Source organism: Candidatus Nitrosopumilus sp. (genome assembly GCF_029882185.1).
GTDB lineage: Archaea > Thermoproteota > Nitrososphaeria > Nitrososphaerales > Nitrosopumilaceae > Nitrosopumilus.
Genome location: NZ_JAOULD010000055.1, coordinates 1 through 7318 on the forward strand (window position 1 = coordinate 1; position 7318 = coordinate 7318).

General features: G+C 34.1%; 11 protein-coding genes and 1 tRNA gene. 7 read left to right on the forward strand and 5 right to left on the reverse strand.

What is annotated here, in order from left to right:
* The coding region (locus tag OEW78_RS09285; protein ID WP_300327023.1) for a hypothetical protein at positions 1-206 on the forward strand (206 nt) is incomplete at its 5' end.
* A gap of 49 nt (positions 207-255) precedes the next feature.
* Entirely contained in the window at positions 256-951 is a 696-nt protein-coding gene (locus tag OEW78_RS09290) for a PEFG-CTERM sorting domain-containing protein (protein ID WP_300327024.1), read from the forward strand.
* Here the strand turns inward: OEW78_RS09290 and OEW78_RS09295 are convergent.
* Both OEW78_RS09295 and OEW78_RS09300 read right to left on the reverse strand, forming a co-directional pair.
* Entirely contained in the window at positions 948-2465 is a 1518-nt protein-coding gene (locus OEW78_RS09295) for a chemotaxis protein (protein ID WP_300327025.1), read from the reverse strand. The two genes, OEW78_RS09290 and OEW78_RS09295, sit on opposite strands and share 4 nt — an antisense overlap.
* A gap of 60 nt (positions 2466-2525) precedes the next feature.
* Positions 2526-2648, reverse strand: coding sequence for a hypothetical protein (locus tag OEW78_RS09300; protein ID WP_300327026.1), 123 nt, complete (start codon positions 2646-2648; stop codon positions 2526-2528).
* Between the two features lie 235 nt (positions 2649-2883).
* Here OEW78_RS09300 and OEW78_RS09305 point away from each other — a divergent pair, with 235 nt between their 5' ends.
* The gene (locus OEW78_RS09305) at positions 2884-4212 is read left to right on the forward strand and encodes a cation:proton antiporter (protein WP_300327027.1); all 1329 of its coding nucleotides are present in this window, start codon (positions 2884-2886) and stop codon (positions 4210-4212) included.
* Positions 4205-4633, forward strand: a complete 429-nt coding sequence (locus tag OEW78_RS09310; protein WP_300327028.1) for a hypothetical protein — start codon at positions 4205-4207, stop codon at positions 4631-4633. Before OEW78_RS09305 ends, OEW78_RS09310 begins: the two co-directional genes overlap by 8 nt.
* 4 nt (positions 4634-4637) lie before the next feature.
* Here the strand turns inward: OEW78_RS09310 and OEW78_RS09315 are convergent.
* Positions 4638-4714 (reverse strand) — tRNA-Gly (locus tag OEW78_RS09315).
* Between the two features lie 63 nt (positions 4715-4777).
* Between OEW78_RS09315 and OEW78_RS09320 the strand changes: the two genes are divergently transcribed.
* The gene (locus tag OEW78_RS09320; RefSeq protein WP_300327029.1) at positions 4778-5041 is read left to right on the forward strand and encodes a hypothetical protein; all 264 of its coding nucleotides are present in this window, start codon (positions 4778-4780) and stop codon (positions 5039-5041) included.
* Here OEW78_RS09320 and OEW78_RS09325 read toward each other — a convergent pair.
* A complete protein-coding gene (locus tag OEW78_RS09325) occupies positions 5033-5542 on the reverse strand; it encodes a 50S ribosomal protein L16 (RefSeq protein ID WP_300327030.1) in 510 nt (169 codons plus the stop codon). The two genes, OEW78_RS09320 and OEW78_RS09325, sit on opposite strands and share 9 nt — an antisense overlap.
* A gap of 98 nt (positions 5543-5640) precedes the next feature.
* On the opposite strand from OEW78_RS09325, the gene endA reads away from it, so the two are divergent.
* Positions 5641-6204 carry a tRNA-intron lyase gene (endA, locus tag OEW78_RS09330; protein ID WP_300327031.1) on the forward strand — a complete coding sequence of 188 codons (564 nt, stop codon included), beginning with the start codon at positions 5641-5643 and terminating at the stop codon, positions 6202-6204.
* On the opposite strand, the gene OEW78_RS09335 is transcribed toward endA, so the two are convergent.
* Complete coding sequence (locus tag OEW78_RS09335) at positions 6201-6857, reverse strand: DNA repair helicase (protein ID WP_300327032.1); 657 nt, start codon at positions 6855-6857, stop codon at positions 6201-6203. The two genes, endA and OEW78_RS09335, sit on opposite strands and share 4 nt — an antisense overlap.
* A gap of 247 nt (positions 6858-7104) precedes the next feature.
* Here OEW78_RS09335 and OEW78_RS09340 point away from each other — a divergent pair.
* Positions 7105-7318: hypothetical protein (locus tag OEW78_RS09340; protein WP_300327033.1), on the forward strand; the 214-nt coding region annotated here is incomplete at its 3' end.

The following is a 7318-nucleotide window of genomic DNA, read 5'->3' on the forward strand; positions in this document are numbered from 1 at the left end:
GAATGTTAGATATCAACGACAGGGCATCACTACTAAAAACCAACATCATGGATGCAACTCCATACATGTATGTCAGTCCTACAAACATGATGTTTAGTGCTATTTGGATTGCAGCAATTATTGGAATATTTGCTACGTTGAAACGAAAGAAAGAGCAACTCAAAAAAGTAGATTTGACACATGACCTTCTTTCCGAGACAAAATAGTTCTAGAAATTCCACTGAATTTTTATGTGCATGAGAAGTAGTTCTGTTGATGCCTGAGTTTGGTACAATTGCAATGGTAGTATTTGCAGTTGCAATTGTAGTAATTATAGCTGTAACTGTAAAATCAAGATTAACTTCAAATAACACAACACTGGATGTTGGTGGTAAAACAACAATGTCTGATACTCTTTACAAACTTGCAATGATTGGAATCCTTGGAATAATTGTTTTTGGTGCCTATATCGCAATTTCTGGTTACGCCACTGACATTTACCCCTTGGATAGAATTAGAGGAAATCTTGATGGGATTGTATCTTCTTCAGATCCTGATGTAATACGTAATCATTTGGTGGCAATCCAATCTGATTTGGATTTGGTAATGGTGAATATTCCTGAAACTATTGATGAAAATGGTAAAGTTGTTGCCAAAAACCCTGTCTGGATATTTGGCACTGAATCCACCAACTTCCTTAGAATTCAAAATAACATAGATACAATGTTTGCAGGATTAGATGAGATATCTTCTCTCTCTAAAGAGAATTCTGCATATCATACAGGAATGTTAGATATCAACGACAGGGCATCACTACTAAAAACCAACATCATGGATGCAACTCCATACATGTATGTCAGTCCTACAAACATGATGTTTAGTGCTATTTGGATTGCAGCAATTATTGGAATCATTGCAATCTTGAAGAGAAAGAAAGAACAGCTCCAAAAAGAAGACGAAATAGGAATCTAAGGAATATTTAGGTCTCTTCTGATTTCATCTACTGCTCTGATTCCATAGATGTCTCTTATTTGTTGAATTCTAATTGATTCTTTTAGCATGTCTCTTCCTATGGCATTTGTTAAAATTGAATATACATCACTAAATCTTACTTCCCATTTATCTGCACAGTCTAAAATTTTACTCACTGCCCATTGTCTAACCTCGTGTGGTAATGGGATCTTTTCTCCTGATTCGATTGAAAGTTTATCAAACAGATTCACAATGTCTGCAGTTTGTGATGCCATCTTTTCAATATCTTCTGCAACACCGTACTTTGATTCTGCATTCATTCTGATGTTTGACTGATATTCTGATAGTTTCAATAACGCCATCATTTCCTTTGAGGAATCACTGGCTGCCTTGCTTGTGACATTTTTGACTGATTGTATCTCTTGGAAGAGTTTTTCAGATTTTTTATGAAACTCTATTGTGGATTCGTCTTGCCTTTTCAGAGTGTCTGAAACCGATGATATTTTCTGTTCAATACTGTTTGTTTTATCATATACATTCTGTTTGAAATTGGAAAATTCTTCTTGCACTGATTTGAGCCCTTCTCCCACAAATGCTGTAGAGTCTGCTCTTTGTGACAATGAATTGATTTCAGTCTCAATTTTATCGATTTTTCCGCCTAAACCTCTAATTGATTCTAGGCTCAAATTATCCACAGAATTTGCTTTAGCTGATACTGTGTCAAACTGTTGTTTAAGACCATCGATGACTCCTCCCAATGAATCAATTTTTGATGCTTTAGCTGATATTGCATCAATTGTTACTTTGATTGCATCTAGATCTGCATTGAGATTAGAATTGGATGATATCCCTTCGGAAATTCTTCCTAGCTCTTGTTTGAGACTCTCAATAATTTGTGAACCTGTATCTAATTTTGCTGTCTTTCCTGATATTTCTTCTATGGTCTTTTTTAGACTATCCATCTCAGAACCAATTTCTAAAAATGAATCTGTCTTTCCGGAAACCTTTCTCAAGTCATCTCTTACTTCGTCAATCCTTTGAGCGATTTTGATAATCATTTGAGAATTGTTTTTAATTGAATTCATACTGTCTTCTACCTGTTGGGATAGTTCTTGAGATTTTGACGCTTTTTGTAATTCTGAAATTCTACTAATCTCTTCTTCGAGTTTTAATGTTTGATCATTGATCTTGTTTACAAGGTTTGATTGCATTCTTACTTGATTCAGTCCTGCGTACAGTTTTTGGGTGTCATCTTCTATAATGTTGATTTGTTTTGATTGTTTTTGAATATGTTCTAAAGTTGATGTTAATGCATCAATCATCCCTTTCATTGAAACTAACACTTTTTGGTTTTCCCCAAATATTTTTGTCATTACTTTGATCTCTTTTTGTAGTGCTTTGTTAGAATCTGTAACTGATGCTACTTTTTTTAATAATATTGATGGACTAGGCTCTTTTTTGGTTGTTTTTTTTGCCTTGACTGTGCTTTCCTTCTTTGTACTTTTGGCAGCCATGTAAATTCAATTAAAATTTAGAGATAAAAAAGTTGAGTGTAAAATAAAAAATGTAAAGAGTTACTTGTTTACAACTTCTGGTTCATGAAGTAATTCATGAAATGTCTTTTCAGCCAAACCATTTGCTGTTTCAATAAACCCTCGTGGACAGTATTCACATTGAATCATATAGTACGGTACCATACCGTACTATTAATAGTAAGGTGATTACAAAGTAACCAATAATGCAGTCAGATACCCCAGGTCATATCTCTTCATTTGATTCAGATGACCTAATCATCACTCTGCATATCGATTATGATCTCTGGGCATAAAGAGGTTAAAGATTTTGAAAATATTCGAGCCTGAGATTTTTTGCTAAATTATTTTCAAATGTTAAATCCGCAATCAATTTTAAACAAAATTGTTTATTCATAACATGCAAAACATTCCGCTTCAATTGGATTCAAGTGGAATTCATAGATCACTTAACAATACTGTATCTAGCTTAATCGAGCAAATTACTCCTGAGTTACCTCACACCAGTTTTGTCACTGATTTGGCTTTTATCATGATTATTGGGGCTGTAGTGACTCTTGCTTTTTTCAAAATTAAACAACCGTTGATCATAGGATATCTTTTTGCAGGAATGCTGATTGGACCATTTTCACATATTTGGTCTTGGGTATTGCCTGAGGGTGGGCCTTCTACTGATGCTCTTGAGAGTGTTGGAATATTATCTGATATTTCTGCGTTGAATCTCTTTGCAGAAATTGGTGTGATCTTGTTGCTTTTTGTAATTGGTATAGAATTTCCTTATGCAAAAATCAAAAGCATTGGTCGTGTAGCAATTGGAGTTGGAACCATAGGACTATTTTTAACTCTGGGCGTTGTGTTCTACACTGCTAGTGCCCTTGGTTTGGAATTTATGGATGCATTGTTTATTTCAGCAGCACTGTCTATCTCCAGTACTGCAATTATTGTTAAACTGTTAGAAGAGATGGGAAAAATCAAAAAAGAATCATCTATTTTGGTTCTGGGTATTTTGATTGTAGAGGACGTCATTGCAGTCATTCTGATTTCTTCATTACAGTCAATTGCATTAGTTGGCACTGTCTCTATTGAATCCGTTGTTGTGGTTGTATTGGTTGCAACCGGTCTGATTGTAGGAACATTTACTGTTGGAACTCGTGTAATTCCTCCTTTGATCGATAGAGTTGCGGCCGCAGAACATCGTGAAATTTTACTACTTAGCGTTCTAGGCGTTTGCTTTGGTTATGCACTATTTGCAAATATTGTAGGATTATCAGTAGCAATTGGAGCCTTTTTGGCTGGGGTTTTAGTTGCAGAATCAAAGTCAGCTGAAGTTGCAAAATTACTATCTAGTCCAATAAAAGACATGTTTGTAGCAATATTCTTTATTTCAGTTGGTGCTTTGATGGATATTTCACAACTTGAAAATTATCTTTTCATAGCAATTGTTTTGATTGCAGTTGCTACGGGGATGAAGTTTGGAGGTAACATGATTGGGAATATCCTTTTCAGACAAAAACGCGGAAAGTCATTGCGTTCTGCATTTACTCTAGCTGCCCCCAGAGGTGAATTTTCTATTGTAATTGTAAAGGCAGGAGTTGACATTGGTGCAGTTAGTTCTTTCTTGTTTCCGCTAATTGGTATTATTTCTATTATCACTGCATTCATTTCTCCATTTCTGGTAAAAGCAGCAGATAAAATAATTCCAAAAATTGAAGAGAAAAAAAATGTCTGATGAATTAAAACGATTTCTAGATCAGGCGCATCAGGGAATTGGCACTTTTGATTTTGATGGAAAAGAAACTCCATGCATAGAAATAGATGAGAAAAAATATGATGAGATGTTATCCAAGGTTGCAGGACAACATCTATCTATCAATACGGATTTGAATATTCTGCAAGACGGCTTGGGAAACGTGTTTGTTGAGGTAACTCTAACTTTTTCTGTGGGCAATATAGTAGAAAGATTCCTTGTAAATGCTAAAACACATCTTGATTTCTTTAAAGCGCTTGCACAAACATCAATGCTTGCACTTTCTTCACCAAAATCAAATTATGGGAAAGATAATGTGTTTATGATTCAATTACCTCGTCCAGAAAAAGCTCAAGATGCTCTTGACATAATCAATGACGCTTTGATTCCAAAGAATTTATGAAAAGTGGTGCAGTTACCGGGATTTGAACCCGGGTCACGTACTTGGCAAGCACGAGTACTAACCAGACTGTACTATAACTGCAACAACCCACAAGGCTGAATTTGGATATTAAACTGTTTTTAACTATTTCATACAAGATATTCCATGGATAAAATTCTATTAAAGAAAATAGAGCAAAAAATCCAAGACTCTGTTTCAAACAAAGATGAAATCAAAGAATTGATTCAATCACTATCTGTCGTTGATGATTCTAAATCATTTGCTTTGGGAATTGTTGTAGGCAGAATCTATAACACATTTTATTACCAGTCAAAAAGAATTCTAAAACGAGATCCTACTCCAGAAGAATTTGAAGAATTTTTAGAATTTGTGAAAAATAAGAAATCTGATTTTAAAGATTTATGGTGACATCTTGTTCCATTCAACCACGTTGATTAGTGGAGTTCCTGGAAGTTTTACACATGATCCGTGAAGTGCTTTCTTTGCAGCTTCCAAATGTGCATCACCATTAACATACAGTTCCATAATGCATTGACCTTGTTTTACTCTTGCAGCTAAACTTACTGCTTTACCCCATGATCTTCTCATTCCTTCTGAAACCCTATCTGCACCTGCAGTAGCAATCTGTTTATTTTCTCGAAGTAGATTATGTGGATAAATTCTGAGTCTTGAATAATAGCCTGATTCACCAGTTGTTTTTTCTAGTGTTTTGTTTGCAGCCAATCTTGTTGACTCTATTGCCATATGTCTGATTTGGATTTTCTCGTTTAGTAATAATTGAACACAGTATTGGTATACGCCTCTTTTGCCACCTTGAAATTTTGCAATTTTAATTTGTGGTTTACCTTTGATGTACTCTTTTCTGGTAAAGACTTGCCCAGTTCCATCTCTGTAGTTGGCGCCATGCATGATACTCTCAAGCCAGAATGCCCATATTTTAACGGTTAGCAGGACCTCCCTCGTATTTTCCAATGCTTATATGGAAATCCTCTGATTTTCACTTTATCATGGAAGAGACTCCTCTAGTAAATGGAGAACTAGTTTCAGATCAGACTTGTATTTCTGATAAAACCATGATCCATGAATTAGACCTAAAGGGATTTGGAGAAATTGAAAAAGAAAAATTATTTCTCAAATCATTTGAAACCCTCTATTTGCTATACACAAAAAGACTGATTCTCAAGAAAAACAAAAAACGGATTGATTTTGATTTTTTTATGAATCACTGCCAAATGACTGACTCTGAAATTCTCACAAAATTTTTGATATACCGAGACTTGAGAAATCGTGGATATGTTGTAAAAGATGGATTTGGATTTGGGTCTGATTTTAGAGTCTATGAGAGGGGTCAATATGGTGAAAAAGGCGCTAAATTTCTAATCTTTGGTCTTAATGAGGGCCAGCAAGAAAAAATGGGAAATCTCCAAAAAAAGATTGAAGATATCACTCAAATGGGAAAAGAACCCATCATCGCAGTAATCGAGAGACGCGGTGAAGTAATTTATTATAAAATTAACAAAATGAATTTTTATGAAAACAAATCTAGATTAGAAGAATCATTTCAACTTTAATCTTGCAAGACCCATTCTGATGAATATTTCAAAAGATTGTTTTTTGCTGCAAACATGAAATCATAAACTTCTACATACTGTGTCTTGTTATCCCAGAGATCTTGGAAATCCTGCATCTTTCTTTCAACTCTCGATTTGTCATTCCATGATGTAAAAACATCTACTGATTCAAAATCACTTGTTTGATTCGAAAATAACTCTCTAGATGTTCCAGTAAATGCAACTGCTTGGTCATCATTGTCCCTGAAAATTCCGATTCTTTCTGAGAAATGGTCTGCAACGTGTTCTGAATTTGGAATTGCGACCTTTAATTCAATTTGCCCATTGTTTACGAAATCTTGTAATTTTTGAATTTTAAAATCTTTGATGAATTTTCCCTCAAATGATTTTGTAAATTTTTCTGAAAACAGCTTTGTAAATAGATCCAAATCACTTGATCTGAATTTATGCCCTGTAACCATTCTCAGTTTTGCTTTTCCTGTTGAAAAATTGTCAAATGCCATTGAAATTGTAGCCAGTGATTTGATTGACAAAAAATTTACACATCTATCATATTCTATGCAGTTACTAAGACACGGATAGAAAAACTCTGTTAAAATATCGTCCTTGTCTGAACGATATTCTTCTTTTAATACAATGTCTCTTAGGCCCAATAATCTACGGTGTGGATTTTGGTATTTAAAGAAACAATTTTGAGGTTATTGTTCTGGAGATCGATACTTGCTAGATTGTAAAATTTACAATCTTGAGAAAGACAAGAATCACAACTGTGATTTTTAGATAGTTTGATTTTATCTTTTAAGAATAAAAAAATATGTTTGTTTTATTCAAAGAAAATACTGAATATTCCCATCTTTTTTATTCAAGATACATTTCATATTTGTAAGAAGGAATATTGGAATGGAAGATAAAACAAAAACTGTCTCAATCAGATTATCCTCATCACTAATTGATGAATTAAAACAAGAAGCAAAAATTGAAAAAATCAATTTCAATGCACTAGTTTCAAAAATACTGGGTAATCACATTCTATGGGAAAAATATGAAAGAAAAGTTGGATTATTGCCTATGACTAAACCCTTTGTAAAATATGCCGTTGAAAAACTCACAGAAA

What these genes read in the sequence shown, in the direction of transcription:
- OEW78_RS09290 (WP_300327024.1), top strand. Translation starts at nt 256, where the DNA reads ATGCCTGAGTTTGGTACAATTGCAATGGTAGTATTTGCAGTTGCAATT.
- OEW78_RS09295 (WP_300327025.1), bottom strand. Translation starts at nt 2,465, where the DNA reads ATGGCTGCCAAAAGTACAAAGAAGGAAAGCACAGTCAAGGCAAAAAAA.
- OEW78_RS09300 (WP_300327026.1), bottom strand. Translation starts at nt 2,648, where the DNA reads ATGGTACCGTACTATATGATTCAATGTGAATACTGTCCACGAGGGTTT.
- OEW78_RS09305 (WP_300327027.1), top strand. Translation starts at nt 2,884, where the DNA reads ATGCAAAACATTCCGCTTCAATTGGATTCAAGTGGAATTCATAGATCA.
- OEW78_RS09310 (WP_300327028.1), top strand. Translation starts at nt 4,205, where the DNA reads ATGTCTGATGAATTAAAACGATTTCTAGATCAGGCGCATCAGGGAATT.
- OEW78_RS09320 (WP_300327029.1), top strand. Translation starts at nt 4,778, where the DNA reads ATGGATAAAATTCTATTAAAGAAAATAGAGCAAAAAATCCAAGACTCT.
- OEW78_RS09325 (WP_300327030.1), bottom strand. Translation starts at nt 5,542, where the DNA reads ATGCATGGCGCCAACTACAGAGATGGAACTGGGCAAGTCTTTACCAGA.
- endA (WP_300327031.1), top strand. Translation starts at nt 5,641, where the DNA reads ATGGAAGAGACTCCTCTAGTAAATGGAGAACTAGTTTCAGATCAGACT.